This is a genomic window from Gordonia sp. NPDC003585, from assembly GCF_040610755.1.
GTDB lineage: Bacteria > Actinomycetota > Actinomycetes > Mycobacteriales > Mycobacteriaceae > Gordonia.
Genome location: NZ_JBEXMX010000018.1, coordinates 37,051 through 59,307, shown reverse-complemented (window position 1 = coordinate 59,307; position 22,257 = coordinate 37,051). Strand labels below are relative to the sequence as shown.

At 66.9% G+C, this 22,257-nt stretch carries 22 protein-coding genes; 2 read left to right on the top strand and 20 right to left on the bottom strand.

What is annotated here, in order from left to right; all coding sequences use genetic code 11:
* Positions 1–23: 23 nt before the first annotated feature.
* The 13 genes from ABZW74_RS07070 to ABZW74_RS07010 all read right to left on the bottom strand — a co-directional run bounded on the left by ABZW74_RS07070 (position 24) and on the right by ABZW74_RS07010 (position 14,423).
* Positions 24–1,220, bottom strand: coding sequence for an FAD-binding oxidoreductase (locus ABZW74_RS07070; RefSeq protein WP_355275203.1), 1,197 nt, complete (start codon positions 1,218–1,220; stop codon positions 24–26).
* Positions 1,217–2,560 carry an FMN-binding glutamate synthase family protein gene (locus tag ABZW74_RS07065; RefSeq protein WP_240855394.1) on the bottom strand — a complete coding sequence of 448 codons (1,344 nt, stop codon included), beginning with the start codon at positions 2,558–2,560 and terminating at the stop codon, positions 1,217–1,219. Before ABZW74_RS07065 ends, ABZW74_RS07070 begins: the two co-directional genes overlap by 4 nt.
* 80 nt (positions 2,561–2,640) lie before the next feature.
* On the bottom strand, positions 2,641–3,324 hold the full coding sequence (locus ABZW74_RS07060) for a protein glxC (RefSeq protein ID WP_240855573.1): 684 nt from the start codon (positions 3,322–3,324) through the stop codon (positions 2,641–2,643).
* Positions 3,325–3,368: 44 nt separating this feature from the next.
* On the bottom strand, positions 3,369–4,265 hold the full coding sequence (locus ABZW74_RS07055) for a glutamine amidotransferase (protein ID WP_240855397.1): 897 nt from the start codon (positions 4,263–4,265) through the stop codon (positions 3,369–3,371).
* 105 nt (positions 4,266–4,370) lie between these two features.
* Positions 4,371–5,714 carry a type III glutamate--ammonia ligase gene (gene glnT, locus ABZW74_RS07050; RefSeq protein ID WP_355275201.1) on the bottom strand — a complete coding sequence of 448 codons (1,344 nt, stop codon included), beginning with the start codon at positions 5,712–5,714 and terminating at the stop codon, positions 4,371–4,373.
* Between the two features lie 197 nt (positions 5,715–5,911).
* Positions 5,912–7,264, bottom strand: coding sequence for an ammonium transporter (locus ABZW74_RS07045; RefSeq protein ID WP_355275200.1), 1,353 nt, complete (start codon positions 7,262–7,264; stop codon positions 5,912–5,914).
* A gap of 62 nt (positions 7,265–7,326) precedes the next feature.
* On the bottom strand, positions 7,327–8,361 hold the full coding sequence (locus ABZW74_RS07040; protein WP_355275198.1) for a DUF3445 domain-containing protein: 1,035 nt from the start codon (positions 8,359–8,361) through the stop codon (positions 7,327–7,329).
* Positions 8,358–9,353, bottom strand: coding sequence for a PDR/VanB family oxidoreductase (locus ABZW74_RS07035; protein ID WP_355275196.1), 996 nt, complete (start codon positions 9,351–9,353; stop codon positions 8,358–8,360). The genes ABZW74_RS07040 and ABZW74_RS07035 overlap by 4 nt, the downstream gene beginning before the upstream one ends.
* Positions 9,350–10,864, bottom strand: coding sequence for a DUF3445 domain-containing protein (locus ABZW74_RS07030; RefSeq protein ID WP_355275194.1), 1,515 nt, complete (start codon positions 10,862–10,864; stop codon positions 9,350–9,352). Before ABZW74_RS07030 ends, ABZW74_RS07035 begins: the two co-directional genes overlap by 4 nt.
* Entirely contained in the window at positions 10,861–11,856 is a 996-nt protein-coding gene (locus tag ABZW74_RS07025) for a PDR/VanB family oxidoreductase (protein WP_355275192.1), read from the bottom strand. Before ABZW74_RS07025 ends, ABZW74_RS07030 begins: the two co-directional genes overlap by 4 nt.
* A complete protein-coding gene (locus ABZW74_RS07020; protein WP_240855405.1) occupies positions 11,853–12,467 on the bottom strand; it encodes a dimethylamine monooxygenase subunit DmmA family protein in 615 nt (204 codons plus the stop codon). Before ABZW74_RS07020 ends, ABZW74_RS07025 begins: the two co-directional genes overlap by 4 nt.
* Before the next feature lie 6 nt (positions 12,468–12,473).
* A complete protein-coding gene (locus ABZW74_RS07015; protein ID WP_240855407.1) occupies positions 12,474–12,860 on the bottom strand; it encodes an ethanolamine utilization protein in 387 nt (128 codons plus the stop codon).
* 219 nt (positions 12,861–13,079) lie between these two features.
* On the bottom strand, positions 13,080–14,423 hold the full coding sequence (locus tag ABZW74_RS07010) for a glycogen debranching protein (RefSeq protein ID WP_355275189.1): 1,344 nt from the start codon (positions 14,421–14,423) through the stop codon (positions 13,080–13,082).
* An 81-nt stretch (positions 14,424–14,504) separates the two neighbouring features.
* On the opposite strand from ABZW74_RS07010, the gene ABZW74_RS07005 reads away from it, so the two are divergent.
* Positions 14,505–15,185: an SDR family oxidoreductase gene (locus ABZW74_RS07005; protein ID WP_355275187.1), complete on the top strand. Its 681-nt coding sequence runs from the start codon at positions 14,505–14,507 to the stop codon at positions 15,183–15,185.
* Positions 15,186–15,683: 498 nt separating this feature from the next.
* Here ABZW74_RS07005 and nusB read toward each other — a convergent pair whose 3' ends face one another.
* The 3 genes from nusB to ABZW74_RS06990 are packed head-to-tail and all read right to left on the bottom strand — an operon-like array spanning position 15,684 to position 17,888.
* Complete coding sequence (nusB, locus tag ABZW74_RS07000; protein WP_240858427.1) at positions 15,684–16,166, bottom strand: transcription antitermination factor NusB; 483 nt, start codon at positions 16,164–16,166, stop codon at positions 15,684–15,686.
* A 6-nt stretch (positions 16,167–16,172) separates the two neighbouring features.
* The gene (efp, locus tag ABZW74_RS06995) at positions 16,173–16,736 is read right to left on the bottom strand and encodes an elongation factor P (RefSeq protein WP_240858445.1); all 564 of its coding nucleotides are present in this window, start codon (positions 16,734–16,736) and stop codon (positions 16,173–16,175) included.
* 36 nt (positions 16,737–16,772) lie between these two features.
* A complete protein-coding gene (locus tag ABZW74_RS06990; RefSeq protein ID WP_240858450.1) occupies positions 16,773–17,888 on the bottom strand; it encodes a Xaa-Pro peptidase family protein in 1,116 nt (371 codons plus the stop codon).
* Positions 17,889–18,019: 131 nt separating this feature from the next.
* On the opposite strand from ABZW74_RS06990, the gene ABZW74_RS06985 reads away from it, so the two are divergent.
* On the top strand, positions 18,020–18,526 hold the full coding sequence (locus tag ABZW74_RS06985; protein WP_240858452.1) for a B-4DMT family transporter: 507 nt from the start codon (positions 18,020–18,022) through the stop codon (positions 18,524–18,526).
* A 330-nt stretch (positions 18,527–18,856) separates the two neighbouring features.
* Here ABZW74_RS06985 and aroB read toward each other — a convergent pair whose 3' ends face one another.
* The 4 genes from aroB to ABZW74_RS06965 all read right to left on the bottom strand — a co-directional run bounded on the left by aroB (position 18,857) and on the right by ABZW74_RS06965 (position 22,206).
* A complete protein-coding gene (gene aroB, locus ABZW74_RS06980; RefSeq protein ID WP_240858464.1) occupies positions 18,857–19,996 on the bottom strand; it encodes a 3-dehydroquinate synthase in 1,140 nt (379 codons plus the stop codon).
* Positions 19,993–20,487 carry a shikimate kinase gene (locus ABZW74_RS06975; RefSeq protein WP_240858673.1) on the bottom strand — a complete coding sequence of 165 codons (495 nt, stop codon included), beginning with the start codon at positions 20,485–20,487 and terminating at the stop codon, positions 19,993–19,995. The genes aroB and ABZW74_RS06975 overlap by 4 nt, the downstream gene beginning before the upstream one ends.
* Positions 20,488–20,551: 64 nt before the next feature.
* Entirely contained in the window at positions 20,552–21,760 is a 1,209-nt protein-coding gene (gene aroC / locus ABZW74_RS06970) for a chorismate synthase (protein WP_240858475.1), read from the bottom strand.
* A 62-nt stretch (positions 21,761–21,822) separates the two neighbouring features.
* Positions 21,823–22,206 carry an A24 family peptidase gene (locus ABZW74_RS06965; protein WP_240858481.1) on the bottom strand — a complete coding sequence of 128 codons (384 nt, stop codon included), beginning with the start codon at positions 22,204–22,206 and terminating at the stop codon, positions 21,823–21,825.
* Between the last annotated feature and the right edge of the window lie 51 nt (positions 22,207–22,257).

The following is a 22,257-nucleotide window of genomic DNA, read 5'->3' as shown; positions in this document are numbered from 1 at the left end:
GTAAGACTCCCGTCACGTGCAGGTCAGCGCATCTCACCGGCACCCACATATGGGAAGCGCGTCGTGAGCAGTTCCCCTTCGGCGAACCGGGTGTAGCGGAAGTCAGACTCAGGGATACGCGGATCGGCGCTACGGCCGTCGACGACGAGATCGGCGACGAGCCGGCCCACCGCCGGCGAGATCTTGAAGCCGTGCCCGCTGAACCCGACGGCGAGCACCAGCCCGTCGAGCGGTCCACGCGAGATGATCGGATTCCAGTCCGGGGTCACGTCATAGCACCCGGCGTAGCTGCTGGTGATCGCTGCTTCGGTGAAGTCCGGGAAGCGGGTGCCCACCTTGTCGACGGTGAGATCGAGGAATGCCTCGTCTGCGCGATTGAGGTAGCTGTCCGGATCGGCGATCTCGAGCTCGGCGAGATCGCTGTTGCCGAACAGGATCTCACCACGCACGTCCGGCCGGACGTACTGGAGCGACACCAGATCCGAGAACACCGGCACCGCGCCGAGTTCCACACCCGGGTGGATCATCACGATCTGCTCGCGATGCACCGAGATCGGTACGTCGACGCCGTGGGGCGCGAGGAAGGGCTTCGACCACACGCCGGTCGCGACCACCACGGTGTCCGCCGAGATGGTGGAGCCGTCGGCCAGCCGCACACCGGTGGCCCGGTCGCCGTCGACGATCAGTTCGGTCACGGTGGTGCCCTGACGAATTCGCACGCCGGCAGCCCGTGCCGACGCCGCGAAGGCCTGGGCGGTCTGGTACGCGTCGCCGTAGCCGCCGCGCTCTTCCCATCCGAAGGCCGCGAACGGCTCCAGGTCGGCGGCGGGCCACAGCTTGGCGACCTCCGCCTTGTCCATCTCCTCGGTCTGCACCCCGACCGCACGCTGCGCGGCGAGACTCTTGCGCAGATTGTCGACGTTGGGTTCGCCGACGCCCACGACGTACCCGGTCTGACGGAATCCGATGTCGGTGCCGAAGATCTCTTCGGCCTTCTCGAAGACCTCCAGCCCGATGGCGGCCATCGCCGCCAGCGAGCTGACCCCGTAGTGGCACCGGACGATGCCCGACGACTTGCCGGTCATCCCACCGCCGACGGTGTCGCGTTCGCAGACAACGACATCGGTGATACCGCGCTGGCTCAGCGCCCATGCGGTCGCCACACCTTCGAGTCCACCGCCGACGATGACGACGGATGCGGTCGAATTGCCTTCGCTCACAATCGGGCCCCCGGAATCCACGAGGTGCCGGCCAACGGGACCCGCGCCATGGCGGCGGCCTCGAGCGAGATCGCCACCAGGTCTTCGGGTTCCAGGTGCTGGAGGTGCGCCTTGCCGCACGCGCGGGCGATGGTCTGCGCCTCCATGGTCGTGACCCGCAGGAAGTTGGCGAGGCGTTTGCCGCCGATCACCGGGTCGAATCGTGCGGAGAGTTCCGGATCCTGGGTGCTGATGCCCGCTGGGTCGCGTCCGTCCTGGAAGTCGTCGTAGTAGCCGGCCGCCGAACCGAGCGCCTCGTATTCCTTGGCGTAGCGAGGATCGTTGTCGCCCAAGGCGATCAGCGCCGCGGTGCCAATGGCCACGGCGTCGGCACCCAGGGCCATCGCCTTGGCGACGTCGGCACCGTTGCGGATGCCACCGGACACGATGAGCTGCACGCCGTCCTTGCCCGCCCGGTGCACGCCGAGTTCCTGCAGCGCCTGCACGGCCTGCGGGATGGCGGCCAGCGTCGGGATGCCGACGTGCTCGATGAACACTTCCTGGGTGGCGGCGGTGCCGCCCTGCATGCCGTCGACCACCACGACGTCGGCGCCGGAATGCACGGCCAGCTTCACGTCGTAGTAGGTGCGGGTGGCACCGACCTTGACATAGATCGGCTTCTCCCAATCGGTGATCTCGCGCAGTTCGTTGATCTTGATGGCGAGGTCGTCGGGTCCGGTCCAGTCCGGGTGCCGGCAGGCGCTGCGCTGATCGATGCCCTCGGGCAGCGTCCGCATCGCGGCCACACGCTCGGAGATCTTCTGGCCCAGCAGCATTCCGCCGCCGCCGGGCTTGGCGCCCTGTCCGAGCACCACCTCGATGGCGTCGGCCTTGCGCAGGTCGTCCGGGTTCATCCCGTACCGCGAGGGCAGGTACTGGTAGACCAGGTTCTTGGACTGTCCCCGCTCCTCGGGGGTCATGCCACCGTCGCCGGTGGTGGTCGACGTCCCGACCTCCGACGCGCCACGTCCGAGCGCCTCCTTGGCCCCCGCGGACAGGGCACCGAAGCTCATGCCGGCGATGGTGACCGGGGTGTCGAGGTGCAACGGGTACTTGGCATTTCGGGTGCCGAGCAGTAGGTCGGTGTCGCAACGCTCGCGGTAGCCCTCGAGCGGGTACCGCGACATCGACGCTCCCAGGAACAGCAGGTCGTCGAAGTGCGGCAGCTTTCGCTTGGCGCCCCAGCCCCGGATGTCGTAGACACCGGTGTCGGCGGCGCGCTGGATGGCTGCGATGGTGGTGCGGTCGAAGGTGGCGGACTCACGGAGCCCGCGCTGCTCGATGCTCAGGTTGTCGGTCATGATGTTCTTTCTGTGGAAAGGTGTAGCGGCCCTTCGAGGCTCGTCGCTAGCGCTCCTCGCACCTCAGGGACCGGAAGGCGTCAGTACGCGGACGTGTTGTCGCTGTGGAAGTGGTAGAGCTGACGGGCCGAGCCGTAGCGGGTGTAGGTGCTGGGATCGTCGTCCTTGTAGCCAGCGGCCTTCAGCAGTCCGGCAAGCTCTTCGAGGTGCTCGGCACGCATCGGCTTGGCGACGCAGTCGGCGCCGAGGGATTCGACGTTGCCGCGCAGATAGATTCGCGTCTCGTAGATCGAGTCGCCGAGCCCGTGTCCGGCGTCGCCGCGGATCACCAGGCGTCCGGCCTGCGCCATGAAGGCGCTGTTGTGGCCGACGCTGCCCCCGACCACGATGTCGATGCCCTTCATCGAGATGCCACAGCGGGCCGCGGCATCTCCCTCGATGACGAGCAGTCCGCCGTGCGCGGTGGCGCCGGCCGATTGGGAAGCGTTGCCCTTGACCACGACGGTTCCGCTCATCATGTTCTCCGCGACACCGGTGCCGGCGTTGCCGTCGATGGTGATCTCGGCCTGCTGGTTCATTCCGGCGGCGTAGTAGCCGACATGGCCGTTGACGGTGATCTTGACCGGCGCGTTGACGCCGGCGGCCACGCTGTGTGCGCCGGCCGGGTTGTCGATGACGATCTCGCCCGACACGTCGCCGTGCAGGGCCGAATTGACCTCGCGCAGAGGAGTCTCGGCGAGATCGAAATGATGAGCGGGATTCATGGTCTCCTCCTTCGGGATCGAAAGTTGTGGTTCCAGGGTTGCGGTCAGCGTGTCCATGCGTAGACCACCTCGGGCTCGGGCTCCCAGATGCGCGCGTTTTCGACGCCGGGAAGTCCTGCGAGAGCACGGTATTCGCTCGCCATCGCAACCCAATCGTCGGTCTCGGCGATCACCGCGGGCTTGCAGGCGATAGCATCGCGGACCACGGCGAAGGAGTCGCGGTTGGACACCAGCAGGGTGTAGAAGCCGTCGAAGGTGGCGCAGACCTCCTTGAGTGCGGTCTCGACGTCCTTGCCGGCGGCGAGTTGGTGGGCGACGAACCGGGCACCCACCTCGGTGTCGTTCTCGCTGTCGAATTCCACACCGGCAGCACGCAGGTCGCGGCGGATGCTCGCGTGGTTGGAGAACGAACCGTTGTGTACCAGGCACTGCTCGGGCCCGACGGCGAACGGGTGTGCTCCCGACGGGGTGACCGCGGACTCGGTTGCCATGCGGGTATGCCCGACGCCCTGCCAGCCCGACGCCTGTGCGAGGCCCCAATCTGCAGCGAGGTCGCGGGGTGCGCCCACGCCCTTGAGTACCGTGAGGTCGGCACCGAAGCCGGCGACGAGTGCGCCGGGATATGCCGCACGCGCAGCGCCCAGGAGTTCTTCGGAGCTCACCGGCGCCGACAGCACGAGGGTGGCGTCGACGTTCTGTGCGGCGACCGAAACACCCAGTGCCGCGCCGATCTTCGCCGAGGCATCGGCGGGTGTCACGTCGACCGCGAGCAGGCTGACGCAGCCGTGCCCCGACGGCGACCATGCCTCGTTGCCGTAGACCGCGATGCCGGCCGAGTCGGCGCCGCGGTCCTGCATCTCACCGAGCATCTCGGCGAGCAGGGCGCCCAGGCGCGGGTACAGATCTGGGTTGCGGAGATGGAGTCCGACTATGCCACACATGATTTGGGTCCTTTGCTGTGGTGGGTTCGGTATGTGTGGTCTCGACACGACGCCTCGCCTAGCGGCTCGGTGTCGGCTCGACCAGCGAGATGGGTGGGTGGGTGATCAGAAGGCGGTGAGGTAGGCGTCGACCTCCCACGGGGACACCGACGAATGCCATTTGAAGAACTCCTCACGCTTGAGGTTGGAGAAGTAGCTCGACGGCCGGTGATCTACCGCCCAGTCGTCGGGAAGCGCAGCGTCGAGCGCACCGAGGATCACGTCGTCGGACTCGAACGCCTCGACCGCGTGCAGCAGGGTGAGCGGCAGGTCCGAGATGTGGCCGGGGCAGGTCCCAAGGGCGCCGGGATCGAGACTGCGCTTGATGCCATCGAGGCCCGCGCCGAGTGCGGCCGCGATGGCCAGGTAGGGATTTGCCGAGCCGTCGCCGCCGCGCAACTCCACCCGCTGTTCGTCGGGGATGCGGACGTAATGGGTTCGGTCGTTGCCGCCGTAGGTCGCCTTGCGGGGTGCCCAGGAAGCTCCGGAACGGGTGGCGGTTGCTCCGGTTCGCTTGTAGGAGTTGACCGTCGGGGCCATCACCGCCTGCAGGGCGGGAGCATGTTCCAGAACACCGCCGACGAAGGCATATGCCTCCGCCGTCAGACCCAGGCCGCGCTCGTCCTCCTCGACGTTGCCCGGGAAGACCGGCTTGTCCGCCGAGGTGAGGGACAGATGGAAGTGCAGTCCGGAGCCGGTGCGCTCGGCGAAGGGCTTCGGCATGAAGGTGGCGATCATGCCGCGCTCGGCGGCGATGGTGGAGAGCAGGTAGCGCAGGGTGACCACCCGGTCGGCGGTGGTGAGTGCGTCGGAGTAGGCGAAGTTCTGCTCGAACTGGCCGTTGCCGTCCTCATGGTCGTTGGCGTAGTTGCTCCAGCCCAACTGATTCATCGCGGTGGACACGGCGGTCAGGTGGTCGTACATGCGGGTGAGGCCGCGTACGTCGTAGCAGGGCTGATCGGAGTCGTCGGAATCGTCTGCGGTGACCAGCGAGCCGTCCGCTGCCCGCTTCAGCAGGAAGTACTCCACCTCGGCGCCCACCCACGGCTCGAATCCCGCGTCACCGGCCTGCACGATCAACGACTTGAGGATGTTGCGTGGTGCGAACGGCCACGGCTTGCCCTCGACATGGGGATCGCAGTGGACCAGCGCGAGGCCGTCCTTGATGAAGGGAATCGGCAGGAAGGAGCTGACGTCCGGGATGGCGATCAGGTCCGGGTCCTTGGGTTCCTGGCCCATCGCACCGACCGCGTAGCCGGCGAAACCCACTCCGTCGGTGGCGAGTTCGTCGACGGCCTCGACCGGGACCAGCTTGGCGCAAGGCTTGCCGCGGAGGTCGACGAACATGGCGAGGATGAACGTGGTGCCGTGCGCCTCGCAGAGACTGGCGAGGGTGGGGGTTTCGGTCATGGCTTTCTCCGGTCGGTGGTGTTGGTAACCAGTATGTCTACTGTTGGTGTCCTTTGTCTACTTGAAGTAGACCCCCGAGTTGTTACGATCGTGTTTCTCGGTCGTGAGCGGTCGGTGTCGTTTCCCTGAGCACTTGGCCTGCGGAAACGACGGCAGGGGGCCCACCGCGTCGGTGGACCCCCTGCCGCTACTGCCGATCAGGACTGGCCGGCCGGAACTGATTGAGCCACAGCCTGTTCCACGCTCTCTGTGGTGTGACGCGACTGCGCTCCCAGGCCGGGACCGTGACCTACACCCGACGCCGGGATCTCGTAGGCACTCTCGGCGTGGATCGTCGAGTCCAGGCCGGTGGTCTCGGTCTCCTCGTCGACGCGCAGACCGATGGTCTTGTCGAGGGCCTTGGCGATCAGCCAGGTCATGACGAAGGAGAACGTGCAGGTGATCGCGATGCCGCCGAGTTCTCGCCACAGGATGTCGAAGTCGCCGCCGAACAGGATGCCCTGGACACCGGCCGGGGCCGACTCGGCCGCGAAGAGCACGATGCAGAGCGTGCCGACGATGCCGCCGACACCGTGCACGGCGAAGGCGTCGAGCGTGTCGTCGACCTTGAACTTGGACTTGAAGCTCAGCAGCAGGGCGACCACGGCCGAAGCGATCAGGCCGACCATCAGCGCACCCAACGGGTTCATCGTGTTGGCCGACGGCGTGATGCCGACCAGGCCGGCAACGGTGCCGGTGATGAGCCCGAGCGACGTCGCATGTCCCTCGCGCCACTTCTCGATGATGAGGAAGCCGATCATGCCCGAGCAGCCGGCCAGCAGCGTGTTGAGGATGACGACCTGGGTCAAGAAGCTCGCACCGAGCGCGCAGCTGCCGTTGAACCCGAACCAGCCGAACCACAGGATGCCGCCACCCAGCAACGCCAAGGGCACATTGTTGGGTCGCTCCAGACGCTTCCGGCGTGCACCGAGAACCAGCGCGAGTGCCAGCGCAGCAACACCGGAGTTCATGTGCACCGCGGTACCGCCGGCGTAGTCGTGAATCTTCAGGTCGTTCAGCAGGAATCCGCCCTGCGCGTCGTCGGTGTCGGCGCTGAACACCCAGTGCGCGACCGGCAGGTACACCAGGATCAGCCAGATCGGGGCGAAGACGAGCCAGGCGGAGAACTTCATCCGGCCCGCTGCACCGCTGGCCACGATGGCGATGGTGATGGCCGCGAACAGAATGAACCATGCGACGTAGTACAGGGTCTCGGTGGTACCGGTGCCCTCGTCGGACATCCACTTGGTCAATCCGAAGTAGTCGGTCGGGTCGCCGATGATGCCCCAGCCGCCGACCGACGGCCCCGACTGCAGGCCGTATCCGAAGAGCACATAGATGATGGCCGTGATGCCCAGGGTCGACAGGACCATGGTCATCATGTTCAGGATGTTCCGCGATCCGACCATGCCGCCGTAATACAAGGCGAGGCCGGGAAACATGAGCAGGACAAAGACGAATGCCGCGAGCATCCACGCCAGATCGGCGTTGGCGGCGATTACCGGTTCCATAGGGTGTTCCTCGGGTTGACGACAGGGTGTGTCGGGGTGGGTGATTCAAACAGCAGCGGGCGTCATTGCCCGCGGAGGTACGCGACCACGTCGTCGCGATAGTCGAGAAAGCCTTTGTACGATGCGATGTCCGGACTCAACGTCTCGATGACCGTGGCCAGTTGAGCGGACCATTCCGGAATCCGGCGCACCTCCTCGAGCGATGCCATGAAGGTGCGGATGTTGAAGGTGACCGCACCCGACATCGGCAGCCGGACAAAGTGTTCGAGCTCGATGCGGAGGCGCGCTCGAGCGAAGTCTCCCTCGGTGACCATCTGCGGAACGTCGTTCACCCATTCGGGCAGCTCCTCGAGACTCACGTCGAGTTTGTCGGAGTCCGATGCCGACAGGGTCCAGTTGACGCGCCGGTACACCTGGTCGGCGGGCAGGCGCCGCAGAAACTGCTCGGCTCGGGCCACGATCCCGTCCCGCGTGAGACCCGGTACCGGGGCGTGGATCTCGTACATGTCCATACCGACATCGAAGGAGACCGACCACGCGGCGGCGAAGGTGACCACGCCCGCGTCGAAGTAGAGGCGGCCGTCCCGTTCGACGACGAGCAACAGATCGTCGGGCACCTCCCGGGCCAGGAAATCCAACGGGCCGTTCGGCAGCGTGTCGTACTCGCCCAGGACAAACTCCTGGTCGGTGCCGAGAAGATCATTGCGCCAACGGAATCGGCCGTCACCCTGCTCGGTGAGATGCATCAGGTCGGGGTAGGTGAGATCGAGGTCACGCAGGTAGTAGAGGAGCAGATCCCAGCAGGCCAGTTCCATGCCGGGCATCACTCGCACACGCGACGGATCGGCGTCGAGTATCCGACGTCGTTCGGTCATGTAGTGCAGGTACTCGGCGCCGCCGAGGTCAACCAGGTGCCTGCCCCATTCACCACCACGGGTCCGGCGCGGCACCCGGGCCGGTTCGACGTTCACGGTGTAGGTGAACTCGGCGAGCTCGTCGGGGAACGGCCAGGGCAGGTTGGCCAGATGGTCGACGGGCTGGTCGAGATACCGGGCGACCTCCCCGTGAGTCGAGATCTCGTGCGGTGCAATGCTCATAGGTCCACCTCGATATCAGCGCCGCGGGACACGCAACACAGCATCGCGTCTCCGGCGGTCTTCTCCTCCTGGGTGAGCACGAAGTCACGGTGTTCGAGTTGCCCTGCGCGCACCGGGATTCGGCATTCTCCGCACACCCCCTGGCGGCAGAGGTTGGGGATCGCGACACCGTGCTCGAGGAGTCGCTCCAAGAGCGACACTCCCGCCGGGACCTCGACCTGCTCACCAGAGCGCAGGCCGACGGTGAACGGCTCCCCGGGATCCTGCTCGGGTGCGGTGAACCGCTCCAGATGAACTCGCGCCGAAGGCCATCCAGCCTCGGTGGCGATCCGCTGGTAGGTCTCGAGCAGAGCGGTCGGTCCGCACGCGTAGGCGTGAGTGCCCAGTGGTTGCCGGCGAAACATGGTCCGTAGGAGCGCGGCGGTCGCGTCGGCACCGTGCACCTCGTGCAGCGTGATGCCGGCCCGGGTCGCCAGGTCGCGCAGATCGTCGACATGCGCTGCCTGTCCCGGCCGATAGGAGTAGACGATCTCCGCTTGACCAGCATCGCGGACGATTGCCCGTGCGTGCGACAGCACCGGCGTCACCCCGATCCCACCGGCCACCAGCAATGCGCGCCGCTGGTCGAGAACGGGTGCGAACATCGATCGCGGCCCCTCGACCTCGACCACATCTCCCTCAGAGAGGTTGTCGTGCAACCAGTCCGACCCGCCGTCGGCTCCACGACGCAGCACCGAGATGCCGTAGCCGGTGGCGTACATCCCGTCGTCCACGAGCGAGTAGGCGTTGCGATGCTCGCCGGCCGACACGATCAGATGACTGCCGGGCGCGAAGGGTGTCACGGCAACCGAGCCCACATCCACCGGCGCGAAACGAAAGTGCTTGATGCGTTCGGTCAACGACCGGACCTCGGTGACCCGCATCGGCCGGGCGCGGGTGTCATACGACGGATGGAGGTGTCCGGGATGTCCCGGCTCGGCGACCGCCGTCATGACCGCTCCGAGCCGACTTCGGCCGCCGACGCCAGGAAGCTTCCCCGCACTGCGGAATGATGCGCGTGGATCTCCAGAATCCTTACGCAGCCGGGACATTCGACGACACTCCCCGGCGCGGCCTCGACCCGGAAGGTGTCGCGGCAATGCGCACAGTACATCGGCAGGTCACGGGTGTGCGTGACAAACGCGCTCAGCTCCGCGTCGGTCGCCCCGGCCTCACGGGCCAGCGCCAGAGCCATCATCACGTCGTACTGGCCGCCGGTCACCAGAATTCTTGTTCCCGTGCGTGCATCGTCGAGGGCATCGAGCAGCACGGCGAGATCGGTTTCCTCCGAAAGGGAGTCGAGGACCAGCAGCCGCGTGGGGCCGGCAGCCTCGGTGGCACCGACCCACAGGCGCGACACGTGGCCGGTCTGGGCGTCCTCGCCGATGCCGACGACGAGGAACGCGGCTCCGGTGGTGTCCACGGCAGGTGGTGTCGTCGGCCAGATGGGCATGCCGAGAGCCGGCACATCAGGAACACTCGCAGCCGCCCGCAGCCACTGGGCGGCCCGCTGCTTGTACTTGATCACGCCCTTGTAATCGGCCATGTCCGAGGGCAGTTCGTCGAACACCTCGGCCGCGCGCAGGCGCCACGCCTCCACGGTCGCGAGCTGCTCGAGCGGCAACATGTAGGTGCGGATGAGGAACATCAGCGCACCGGAGTCGGGCAGGCGGATGAGATGTTGTACCTCGACGCGCAGGTGGACGAGGCGTCCGAACTCGGCGTCGTCGACGTGCCCGATCATCTCGCGGTCGGGTCCCCACTCCGGGTAGCCCTCGGTCGATACGTCGAGGCGACGGCCGATGGTCATCGTCCAGTTGGTGCGTCGGTACGGCTTGTGCGGTTGCAACCGTTTGAGGAACTCGTGTGCGCGGGTGATGACGCCCATCTTGCGGACCCGGGGTACCGGTCCGTGGATTTCGAGGAAGCTCATGCCGACGTCGAAGCCGAAGCTCCAGTCCGCCGCGAAGGTGATGACACCCGCGTCGACGAACAGCGTGTCGCAGCGCTGATCGAGCAGAGCGATGTCTTCCTGAACCTGAGATGCGATGTAGCGCAGCGGTTCTTCCGGAAGTGTCGTCGAATCCCCGTAGCGGAAGGTCTGCTCGACGTCGAGCAGGTCGTTGCGCCAGTGCCAGGTGTCGGTGCCGGTCGAGGTGAGGTGCATGGTGTCGGGGTAGGCCGCCGACAGCGCGCGCATCAAGGTCAGCATCGCATCCCACGCCGCCGGTGCCATGTGCGGGAGCACCGCGTGACGGGTGGGGTCGGCCGCCAGGACCGCGGCTCGCTCGGCGAGCTCGTGGTGGTATTCGGAGTCGATGTCGACGACCGCGGCGCCCCAGCCGCCTCCGGCGGTGACCACCGGCTCGCCGGCCGGTTCGACGTTGGTGGAGTAGCGGTAGCGATCCTCGGGGAAGGGAAACGGGAACCCGGCGACAAGGTCGGGCGAGAGTGACACGGTCACAGCGGAACCTCCAGGGTGCAGCCGTCGGGGGCGCGGGAGACGCACGGCATGATCGCTTCTCCCGAGGACTTCTCCTCGTCGCTGAGGAACAGATCGCGGTGGACGGCCTCCCCGGCGGTCAGCGGTATGCGGCACTCACCGCACACACCCTGTCGACAGAGATTCGGGATCGAGATCCCGGTGGCCTCCAAGGCTTCGAGCATGCTGGTGCCCGACGGGACGTCCAGGGTCGTACTACTCTCGGTCAACCGCAGGCGGAACGGGTCGCCGGCATCGAGTGCGTCGATTCCGAAGCGCTCGAAGTGAATGCGCGATTCGGGCCAGCCCAGCGCCACGGCCGTCTCGACGACGTGGTCGATGAGCGGTCCGGGGCCGCAGGTATAGAGGTGGGTGCCGACCGGCTGCTCGCGCAGCACCACCGAGAGTCGCACGGCGAAATCGGCTCGCGCGGTGAACAGTTCGGCGTCGGTCCCGCCCAGTTCGACGACGTCGTCGACGTGTGCCGCGTTGTCGGGACGGAAGGTGTAGAGCACCTGCACCTTTCGCCCCCATCGAGCGGCGGCACGCAGGTGCGACACGATCGGTGTCACCCCGATCCCACCGGCCAACAGCAGATGTTTGGCCGCACGTGCGACGGGGGCAAAGGCACTGCGAGGTGGGAGGACACGAACCAGGTCGCCCACCCGCACGTGGTCGTGCATCCACGCCGAACCGCCCGCGCCGTCGGCGACGCGCAGCACCGAGATCGAGTACTCGATCGGGTCGGTCCCGTCGGAGGTGAGGCTGTAGGCGTTGGTGTGTGGACCTGCGTGAACCACCAGATGACTGCCGGGAATGAAGCCGGGTAGCGGTGCACCCTGCGGATCGGCGAAAGTGAACGTGCGGATCGACCTGCCGGACTGGGTGATCCCGGTGACGATCAGCGTCAGCGCACCAATGCTCGGGGCGGCGGTGTTCACCTCGCTCGACTCGGCGCTCACAGCGAGTTTCATCGGTCGGACTCCTGATGCGTCCCGGGCGCGCGGGCGGGCTCCTCGGCATCGACCATGTAGCCGAGGTACGAGCCCGTTCTGCGCGAAACGTGATAGTAGACAAGCAGATTGCGTGCGCATCCGTTGCAGGTGATCACGTCGTCGACCTCGGCCACGACCTGATTCACCACGCGACAATGGGAGCAGAAGACGTCGATGGCGCCCGAACCGGCGACGGTGACGTGGATCTCGTCGTCGTTGAGACCGGCATTCACACCCGAGGCGCGCACGGTGAGACACGCGCCGGCCGGACCGGACACGAGAACCCGTACGCCGACGACACTGCGTGACACAGCCGCGCGCAGTCCGGCCGCAGCGCCCGACGCGTCGGCGTGGGTGACCTGCGCAACGGGTGCCGCGTCGCCAATGGCGCGCGCCCAGGTGTCGACGTTCGCGCAGCCCTCATCGCCGATGCCGACGAGCACATACGAGGTACCAGCCGGGATCGGCAGATCGGCCGGCGACGCGGCGTCCTCTGCGATGGCGGGCCGGGCCCAGCTCGGGATGCTCGAGTATGCGATCTGTGTGTATTCCTCGCCGGCGGAAGCCGGCGAATCGACCAGCTCGGTCATTCCGCGTCAGAGCAGTGTCGCGTCGCGCTGACCGGTGTAGAAGGCCAGGGCGTAGCTCGGTGTGCTGAAGTAGATCTTCGAGCCCTTCGGGAAGAAGATCGCGTCCTTGGCCTTCGCGACCGACTTCTGCCCGGTCTCCTTGTTTTCCAGGAGGAACTCACCCTCCAGGACGACCTTCATCTCGTCGTACTCGTACTCGTAGTACAGCGGCGCATCGGTGTGACGGAGCTCGAAGAAGCCGCTGCACATGGGGCTGCCGTCCGGGTTCTCATACGCGTCTCCGATGAAGCCCTCGGTGCCGGGGTACTCCGCCTCCGGCATTCTGGGCAGGCCCTTCCAGGCGTCACTGGTCACACGGAATTCGGTCGCTTGGGTGGTGCTCTCGACGGTCACATTGGCTCCTTCGGGGGTTTCACGGGCTCGAAGACCGCTGGATCATCTCAGTGGACTTCGTTGCATGCTATGAAACATAGTGACTGTTTCGAACGTGTGACATGTGTGTTTATGCGTGAGAAACATCGTCTTCTACAGTGAGACTCACATCACATTCGTGCATTCGCGAAAAAACGGACACAGTGGCCGTGCTTCGTTACCCGGCCACCTGTGGGGAGTTCAGTCGAGCCAGTCGAGCACGGACGCCGCCGTCCAGCTCTGCTGCATGCTGCCGAGCGGCTCGCCGGTGAAGGGCTCGTAGTATTCCGCGAACGAGCCGTCGGTGGCCTGTCGCAATCCCTCGTCACGCAGTCGGGCGGATCGTTCCGTCCAGCCACGCCGAGCAAATGCCCAGCTGAACAGCCAGGTCATCACCGGCCATACCGGCCCACGCCAGTATTCGCGGGGGCGGAAGTCCGCCGAGATCGGCGACGTCGACGGTGGTACCGCGTACCGGAGGTCGGGGTGCCCGCAGAACCGCGGACCGTCGAACAGACGCAGCAGAGCCCGCTCACGTTCGCGGGAGAGCCCGCCGCACAGGAGCGGGGCGAACACCGCGATGGTGTCGGTGTTGATCCAAACATTTCCTCGCAGATCGAAGTCGCGCGCCGCGCCGTTGCGATCGTTGGCAGCCGCGACGACGCCGGCGCGGAAGCGATCCGACCAGGCGCGGAGGTCGCGCACATCCGACCGCGGCTTCGAGTAGTCCTCGCCGATGGTGGCCAGCACGTCGCAGGCCACCGAGAAGATGGCGCTGACGAACACGTCCTCGACGGCGAAGTCCATCGTCTTGGGCAGCACCGCGTCGTCGTAGTTGGCGCGCTTCATCTGCTCCACCAGCCAGATGTAGCGGTCGTACTCGAGGTTGGACGGTCGCATCGACGCGTCGCCGCCGACGTGGTCGAGATCGGCCCGCTTGTAGGGCGGAAGGTCAGCTCCGGGAACCACATTCGAATAGGGCTTATCCCACCGTGGCGAGTTGTCCATGCCGGATTCCCAGCCGTGGAAGATGGTGATCCGGCCGCGGCCGCTGGGATCGCGGGCGTCGGCGAGCCACCGGTGCCACCGCATCAGCGCACCCCAACGGCGGTCGATGAACTCGTTGGCCGCGGCTCGAGTGGTACGACCGTGCCGACGTGAGTGGTCGAGGATGCGCTGCACGGCGATCGCGTGGACGGGCGGCTGGGTGATTCCGGAGGTGTCGGGGAAATCGGGCGAGCAGTCGGCCAGCCGGGCGCACTCCCAGCGCGACGGTCCGGGAAAATAGCCATCCCGGCCATTGGCGAAGACGATGTGCGGGATCATGCCGTTGCGCCACTGCGCGGACAGGAGCGTGTCCATCTCGATGACGGCACGCTCGACGGACAGCGGCGCCAGCCCGACCGTCACGAACGCGGCATCCCAGCTCCACATGTGTGGGTAGAGGCGGGGCGCGGCGCTCGTCATCGTCCCCAGGTCGTTGCCGCGCAGGAGATAGGCGGCCCGGGCCGACAACTGCGTTGGGGTGAATCCGTACCGTGCCACCCGTCGATTCTGCACTGACTCCTGTGCGTCCGCTGCGCGAGTGTCTTCGTCGGGCCACTGAGCATCGGTAGGGTCGGATGGGTGCCCACCGCATTGATCACCGGGGCCAGCCGCGGCCTCGGGGCCGAGATCGCCCGCCAGCTCGCGCCAACCCACGACCTGCTGCTCGGCGGACGGCCGTCACCGCAGCTCGACCATCTCGCCACGCAACTCGACGGGGCGAGCACATTTCCCGTGGAGCTGACCGACTACGACGAGGTCGCGGCCGCCGTCGAAGCTGTTTCCGAGCTCGACGTCCTGGTGCACAACGCCGGTGTCGGGAGCAGCCTCGAGATGGTCGCCGACACCCCCGTCGAGGAGTGGCACCACGTGCTCGAGGTGAACCTCGTCGCGGTGGCCGAACTCACGCGGCTGCTCCTGCCTGCGCTGCGCTCCGCGCAGGGACACGTGGTGTTCATCAACTCCGGCGCGGGCCGCAACGCCCGTGCGCACTGGGCGCCCTACGCCGCGAGCAAGTTCGGGCTGCGCGCACTCGCCGACGCGCTGCGCGCCGAAGAGCCGACGCTGCGCGTCACATCCATCTACCCGGGCCGTATCGACACAGACATGCAGCGCGACCTGGTCGCCATCGAAGGGCGCGACTACGACGCCGCCCAGTTCCTGCGGCCCGAGACGGTCGCCGCCGCGGTGGCGCACGCCATCCACACCCCCGCCGACGCGCATCCGCAGGACATCGTGCTTCGGCCGACGGGTCGCGGCTGAGGGGTCGTCAATCGAAATCGTCGGCGGACCAGATGATCGACGTCCGGCCGCTCGCCGCATCCGGAACCGCCCACAGCCGACGCTCGACGTGGTGACCGATGCGGCGCGGTGGGCGTAAGAGTTTCCACAGGTCAGGAGCCGGAAAGCAGTACTCCTCGGATCAGCGACCCACCCGCCGCCTGCGGCGGCGATCGTGGAGGCGGGAAGAGGGCCGTGGAGCGCGACGCGGCAACGATGATCCACGAAAAATAGGGGAAGAAACTCGTCCCCTATCCCTGGAGTCCTCCCCGCGAATTTTCTCGCGGACGACTCAACAAGCAGGGACAGAAAGTAGGGGAAGAACCTTCCCCTACTTTCAGTGGCCCGGCGCCTCGCTGACGTGGCCCGTTCACCTGCCCTTCGAGGCATCCCTCGGCCGGCGCCTCGGGCACCTCAGAGAGCGGTGGGGTGGTGGACGCTTATGTGCAGGTCAGAGCGCTAATCACCGAACTCTTCGGATCAGCGCGCGGGTCCGTCGGTTCTGCCGTCAGCATCACCTGCGGCGGCCGCGGCCCGCACTTGCGGGGCAAGCTCGGCGATCTTCCCGAGCACGCCGTTGACGAACGCGGGCGAGTCGTCGGTGGAGAGTTCCTTGGCGAGCTCGACCGCCTCGTCGACGACGACGATGGTGTCGACGTCGACCGAATTGAACAGCTCCCACGTCGCGAGACGCATGATCGCGCGGTCGACGGCGGGCAGCCGTTCGAGCGTCCAGTCACGCAGGTGCGATGACAGGACGGCGTCGATCTGTGGCTGATCGGTGGCGAGTCCCTCGATCACCGTCGCGGTGTAGTCGTGGATGGCGCCGACACTCTCATCGTCGCGCACGAGTTCGCGGCGTTCGGCGACGAGCGCAGCGGGGCTGACCTGCTTGGCTTCCGCCTCGAAGAGCAGGTCGACGGCTCGGCGTCGCGCCTTGTGCCGGGTTCCGGGTTGTTTCACTGGCTACTACGAGTTGACGCGGCCGAGGTAGCTGCCGTCGCGCGAATCGACCTTCAGCTTGTCTCCGGTGTTGATGAACAGCGGCACGTTGATCTCGGCACCCGTCTCCAGCTTCGCGGGCTTGGTGCCACCGGTCGAGCGGTCACCCTGCAGGCCGGGATCGGTGTGCTCGACGATGAGCTCGACGGTGACCGGGAGCTCGACGAACAGCGGGTTGCCCTCGTTGAGCGAGACCTGGACGGTCATGTTCTCGAGCAGGAACCGCGCGCCGTCGCCGACGGTGGCCGGCGGGATCGCGAACTGCTCGTAGTCCTGCTGATCCATGAAGACGTAGTCGGTGCCGTCGTTGTACAGGTACTGCATGTCGCGACGGTCGACGGTCGCGGTCTCCACCTTGACGCCCGCGTTGAAGGTCTTGTCGACGGTCTTGCCCGACAGCACGTTCTTGATCTTGGTGCGCACGAATGCGGGTCCCTTGCCGGGCTTGACGTGCTGGAACTCCAGGATCTGCCAAAGCTGATCGTCCATGCGCAGCACGAGGCCGTTCTTGAAATCGGCGGTGGTCGCCATAATCGTCAGTCTCTTCTCTCTACATCGAAATGCCCGTCAGATGACGGTGAACGTCTTGTCGGTGGCGGTCAGCAGGTCCGGTTCACCATCGGTGACGACGAGTGTGTCCTCGATGCGTACTCCACCACACCCTGGGAGGTATACGCCGGGCTCCACGGTCACCGCTGCGCCGCATGGCAGTGTACCCGCAGCGAGTTTCCCGATTCCCGGCGCTTCGTGGATTTCCAGGCCGACGCCGTGTCCGAGGCCGTGCACATAGCGCTCACCGTGTCCGGCCGCGTCGATGACGTCGCGTGCGGCGGCATCCACCGCGCGCAGGTCTGCGCCCGGCCGCAGGGCCGCTCGACCGGCCGCCTGCGCGGTCGCCACCAGCTCATAGAGCTCGCGCTGCCAATCGGCCGCCCGGTTCAGCACAAGAGTCCGGGTCATGTCGGAGTGGTATCCGGCATAGACCGCCCCGAAGTCGATCTTGACCAGGTCGCCGTCGGCCAGCGCGGCATCGGTCGGACGATGATGCGGAACAGCCGAGTTGGCGCCCGCTGCGACGATGGTCTCGAACGCTATCCCGTCGGCACCGAGCCGGTACATCGCCCATTCGAGCGCCCTCGCGACCTCGCGTTCGGTGGCGCCCGCCCGGATCACCCCGTCGGCGATGATCCTGGCCAGTGCGGCGTCGCCGATCGCGCATGCCGCTCGGAGCAGGGCGATCTCGTGGGCGTCCTTGACCGCTCGGAGTTCCTGGACCAGGCCCGAGATGCCGATCAGCTCGATGCCGGCGTCGGCGAACCGCTCGCTCAAGCCGTGGTGTGCGGCGACGGTCATCGTGTCGGATTCGAAACCGATCCGTGTCCGACCGGCACTGCGTGCCTGCTCGATGAGCGCGGGAGGACAGTTGCGTTCGATCACGGCTTCGAGGTCGGGCACCTGACGGGCCACCTGGGTCAGGTAGCGGCCGTCGGTGCAGATCCGGTCGAGTCCGGGATCCTCGGCGTCGATGAGAACTGCGGCGTTGGACCCGGTGAATCCGGTCAGGTAGCGGACGTTGATCAGGTTCGACACCACGAAGGCCGCCACCGGCTCATCCGCCCCCGCCAGCTGGTCACGGACCCGCTGTCGCCGAGCCTGGGTCGTTGCCGTGCTTGTCGTTGCCACGACTGCCACGCTACGACGGTGCACGGCGCGGTGTCGTATTCGGGTCCCGCCGAAGTCATCCCCCGTCGCTCCGCTCGCCCCGGCGGGGGCATGTGTTCCGTAACACGTCGACGCTGGGTAGCCTGTCCGCTATGACTTCGTGGTTGCCCCGTGGCCTGGTGATGGCCGCTGTTCACATCCTCGCGCGTGTCCTGCTCGGTGTGGCCGTGGTCCAGGCCCCGCTGCACTCGACCGTGTGGAAGACCATCGCGGTCGCTGCCGTCGTGCTGGTCGCCCTGGTGTGGGGTGGCATCGACGGCATTCGCGACGCCCGGGCCAACCCCGACCCCGACGACTACGAGGACCTCACCGTTCGCTGGCTGCAGGCCGGTCTGGTTGCGGGCGTTCTGTCCGGTCCCATCTGCTGGCTGCTCGGCACCCTGTGGTTCGCCGGCATCGGACAGTCCAGCTTCTTCGTCGAACTGATCGCAGGTGGTTCATTCACCGCATTGCTCGTGTTCGTTCCCGCGTTCGTGGGCGCCGCTGTGGGTCGCTGGATCATCCGTCGCGATCAGAACAAGAACCGCGACGACGATTGGTCGGTCCGTGAGGACAACGACCACGACGACGCCGAGACCACCGAGGTCGCCACGCGCTGACTCTAAGAGCACTGCCTTCGGCCCCCTGAACTGCGGAAACGTATTGCTGGTTGAGTAGCGCCGTGTGAGCCTGCGAGCACGCGCGTATCGAAACCACGCAAGCCGACAATGTCAGCGACCGCAGGGCGTGGACACATCTGTCTCGCCGGATTTCGATATACAACGTTTCCAATGACCTACGCCGTAGATTTCAGTCACCACCTGGCGCAGATCTACGGCGTTGATTCCTGCCTCCACGGTCGCCGACGATGGCGGGTAGGTCGCGTATCCGAATAGTCGGGTGGCCAGCGCCGAAACACGAGAAATACGCTGGGGAATACGACCTGACGATCAGAGCAGCACGGACGACCCGTGGTCGGTGCTGTCGCCGGCGACCACCGAGTATGCGGCGGCGATCAGCGACGGGTCGGGGCCTTCGAGGCGGCCAGGGTTGGCCAGGCCGTCGAGCACCACGAAGCGCAGAACACCCGACCGGTTCTTCTTGTCCCCCGCCATCCCCTCCATGAGGTCGCCGAGCGCCTCGGGGTCATAGCTGGTGGGCAGGCCGACGAGTTGGAGGACCGACTTGTGGCGATCCGCGGTGGCGTCGTCGAGACGCCCGGCCATTCGGGCGAGCTCGGCCGCGAAGACCAACCCCACCGACACTGCCGCGCCATGGCGCCACCGATAGCGTTCGCGACGTTCGATCGCATGCCCGAGCGTGTGCCCGTAGTTCAGGATCTCGCGCAGCGACGATTCCTTGAGATCCGCCGACACGACGTCCGCCTTGACCTGGACAGACCGACGGATGAGCTCCGGCAGGACGTCGCCCGTCGGATCGAGCGCCGCCTCCGGGTCGGCTTCGATGATGTCGAGGATGGTCGGGTCGGCGATGAAGCCGGTCTTGATGACCTCGGCGAGCCCCGCGATCACTTCGTTGCGGGGCACCGTTTCCAGGGTTCCGATGTCGATCAGCACCGCGTCGGGCTCGTGGAACGAGCCGACCAGGTTCTTGCCGGCGTCGGTGTTGATTCCGGTCTTTCCGCCGACCGCAGCGTCGACCATGGCCAGCAGCGTTGTCGGGACGTGGATGACGCCGATGCCCCGCATCCAGGTGGCGGCGACAAAACCGGCGAGATCCGTGGCGGCGCCGCCGCCGAGGCTGACCACCTTGTCGTTGCGCTTGAGCCCGATCCGCCCGAAGACCTCCCAGCAGAAGGCAGCCACCGACAGGTCCTTGCCCGCCTCGGCATCCGGGATCTCAATGCGATGTGCCTCAAACCCCTTGTTGGCCAGGAACTCTCGGATCTGTTCGGCGGTCTTCGCAAGCGGCGGTTGGTAGAGGATCGCGATTCGGTCGGCACCGGCGGCCGCCGTGGCCAGCTCGCCGAGCAGGCCGCGTCCGATGATCACGTCGTACGGTGCACCCGCATCGACCCGGATGGAGACGGGCTCGGGTGAGATGGGTTCAGCCGAGTTCGGCTCGCTCATGTCGTCCTCTCGGGTAGCAGTTCACGGGCGAGTGCGGTGACGATCTCGTCGGCGACCGACTCCGGGTCGGCATGCGCGTCGACCTCGATGGTGGCGACCCCGGCATAGGTGTCGGCGCGCTCGGCAAGCAGTTCGGCGTAGCGGGCCCTGGGATCGTCGGTGCCCAGGAGCGGACGGTCGGTGCCGGCGACCCGGGCGAATCCGGCGTCGGGTCCGATGCGCAGATGCACGACGCGGTGTCCGATCAGCGCCTCGCGGATCTCCGGGGTCGTGACCGCTCCGCCACCGAGCGAGACGATCCCGGCATGATTGCGCAGGACGTCGGCGACGACGTTGCGCTCGATCTTCCGGAAACCCGAATTGCCGTCGGCGACAAAGATCTCCGGGATACTGCGACCGGTTCGCCGGACGATCTCGGTGTCGGTGTCGACGAAGTCGACGCCCAGACGGTCGGCGAGCAGGCGACCGACGGTCGACTTTCCCGCACCCATGAAGCCCACGAGCACCGCCGCGGGTTGCCTGCCCGACGGGCGCGCCGGTGTCGGGGTCTCGCTGTCAGCCACGAGGCGGCCGGGCCTCGATGACGGCGCGATAACGCTGCGCGTTGTCCGCGGTCTCGGCCGCCGAATCGCCACCGAACTTCTCGAGCGCAGCCTGGGCGAGCACCAGCGCGACCATCGCCTCCGCGACCACACCCGCGGCGGGCACCGCACACACGTCCGAGCGCTGGTGGATCGCGCTCGCCGTCTCACCGGTCGACATGTCGACGGTCGACAGCGCCCGGGGCACCGTCGAGATGGGCTTCATCGCGATCCGGACGCGCACGTCCTCGCCGTTGGTCATACCGCCCTCGAGTCCTCCTGCACGGTTGGTCGATCGCAGCACGCCGTCCGGGCCGGGCACCATCTCGTCGTGCGCCTGACTCCCCCGCCGACGCGCCGTGGTGAACCCGTCACCGACCTCCACGCCCTTGATCGCCTGAATGCCCATGAGCGCACCGGCAAGTCGCGCGTCGAGTCGGGTCTCGCCGCTGACATGGGACCCGAGTCCGACCGGCACCCCGGTCGCCACGACCTCGACCACGCCACCGAGTGTGTCGCCGTCCTTCTTGGCGGCTTCGATCTCGGCGATCATCGACTGTTCGGCGTCGGCGTCGAAGGCCCGCACCGGACTCGCGTCGATCGCGACGAGGTCGTCGTAGCGCGGTGGCATGCCGGCGTACGGTTCGCTGTCGCCGATGGAGATGACGTGCGAGAGAACCTCGATACCGAGAACTTGCCGCAGGAAGTTGCGTGCGACGGTACCGGCGGCGACGCGGGCCGCCGTCTCCCGTGCGCTCGCGCGTTCCAGGACGTTGCGAGCATCGTCGAAGCCGTACTTGAGCATCCCGGAATAGTCGGCGTGGCCGGGCCGAGGACGCGTCAGCGGCGCATTGCGCGCACTGCCCTCCAGTTCGGCCGGGTCGACGGGATCGGCCGACATCACGGTCTCCCACTTCGGCCACTCGGTGTTGCCGATCTCGATGGCGACCGGACCGCCCATCGTCGCGCCGTGCCGTAGCCCGCCGATCAGGGTCACCTTGTCGGCCTCGAACTTCATCCGCGCGCCACGGCCGTAGCCCAGACGGCGACGGGCCAATTGTTCGGCAATGTCGGACGAGGTGACCTCGACTCCGGCCACCATGCCTTCGACGAGGGCGACGAGTGCCGGGCCATGTGACTCTCCGGCGGTTATCCAGCGCAACACAGTCGTCAATTGTTCCATGCGCGCCAAAACTCAGCGGCACCCGTCCGGCACCCGTCGATCACGCCCGATCACCACCTTGATCACCAGGGCCCGGCGATCACGATCGTCGCCGCGACCAGGAACGGACCATGGGCGCCTGCCGCCCCGCCACGACGCAGCGCAAACGCACCGGCGTTGGTCAGCGCCGCGACGGCCACCAGGACCAGTGCGGCATCCCAGTGCGCCGCGAGGCCTCCACACACCAGGGCGAGCTTGACGTCTCCTCCCCCGCACCAGCCCGCGCGATGGCACCACAGGTACGGCGTCAGGGCGACCGCCGCCGCGACGCCGACCTGCGGGTGCACGACCGCGGTGGCCGATACCGCACAGATCCCCGGCCACACGAGAACATTCGGAATCCGACGAGTGCGGCGATCATGCTCGCCGATGCTCACCAGCCAGATCAGGACCGCCCAGGAAGCCATCGCCTCAGCATGGGGGCACGGTCGACCTCTGGCGTTCGACCATCCACAGGG